This window comes from Pedobacter sp. 01T416_2 (assembly GCF_056398925.1).
In genome coordinates this window covers 1-1,018 of sequence record NZ_JBFTQI010001225.1, presented here as the reverse complement: position 1 = coordinate 1,018, position 1,018 = coordinate 1, and the positions used below count along the sequence as shown (strand labels likewise).

Annotated in this window: 1 protein-coding gene; it reads left to right on the top strand. The window is 36.0% G+C overall.

Going from position 1 to position 1,018, the window contains the following annotated elements; all coding sequences use genetic code 11:
* Positions 1-109: 109 nt before the first annotated feature.
* Entirely contained in the window at positions 110-949 is an 840-nt protein-coding gene (locus AC1DPQ_RS28715; protein WP_477611709.1) for a DUF4595 domain-containing protein, read from the top strand.
* The last annotated feature ends 69 nt before the right edge of the window (positions 950-1,018 follow it).

The following is a 1,018-nucleotide window of genomic DNA, read 5'->3' as shown; positions in this document are numbered from 1 at the left end:
ATCAACAGGACTTCGGATGTAGATTGGTTTAACTTGTTGGCTGACTGGATGAAAARAGAGAAATTTTAATATCTTTGCCGATATTTTAACCTCTTAACCGGAAATTTTAATGCATAAAACAATTAAATATGTTATGGTAGCTTTTGTTGCTATCATATCAATAGCAAGTTGTAAAAAAGAAATTAATGGGAACGCCAAGTTCGATCCTAATGGAAATGGCTGCAAACTAGCCAGTTTAAAGGCCGATCTTGATATTTTAGGCACTTACACACTTGCCTTCACTTACGACGCCTCTGGTAGGATTTCAAAAGCAACCACTACCGACGGTCAGACGAGTAATTATTTTTATACGGCAAATAAAATTACCGCTACCGATGGGGATGGGAATGTGTCTGAAATCGTTTTGGAAAATGGAAGGGCAATATCGAGTGGGAGTGATGGCGTTATTAGTGGAGGTGGGGTTAGTTATAGTTATACCAGAAAATACTCCTACAATGCAGATGGTTATTTAATTCAGGTGAAAAATTATTTAAACGGAGAATTAAATACAACAGATAACTTAACTTATGCTAACGGCAATTTAGTAAAAGCAGTTTCAGTTGATACTCACCTTGGCTACACAGAAACCACTACCTATGTATATTCAACAGAAAATGCGGTAAACACATACGAGATTGCGGATCCACTTTCTTATCATGTTGATTATTTTCCTGGTGGATATTTTGGGAAACAATCTAAAAATGTATTACTTAAAGGCACAGCAAAAACGGTAGACGGCGATGGTGATCCTTTTACTGATGCTGTTTATACCTTCGGCTATCAATACGATGGAAAAGGAAACGCTACATCGGTATCGTTTTCGGTGCTTTCTACTTTTTATCCAAGCAGTGGACCAGTTCAAACGGATACTTATAATGTAAAATATAGCTTAAATTATACTTGTAAATAGATATAAAAAATATCATTGAAAGCCTGATCATAACCATGATCAGGCTTTTGTTTTTGTGGGCTTTATTTC

Coding starts and splice junctions, on each gene's coding strand:
- AC1DPQ_RS28715 (WP_477611709.1), top strand. CDS start 110: ATGCATAAAACAATTAAATATGTTATGGTAGCTTTTGTTGCTATCATA.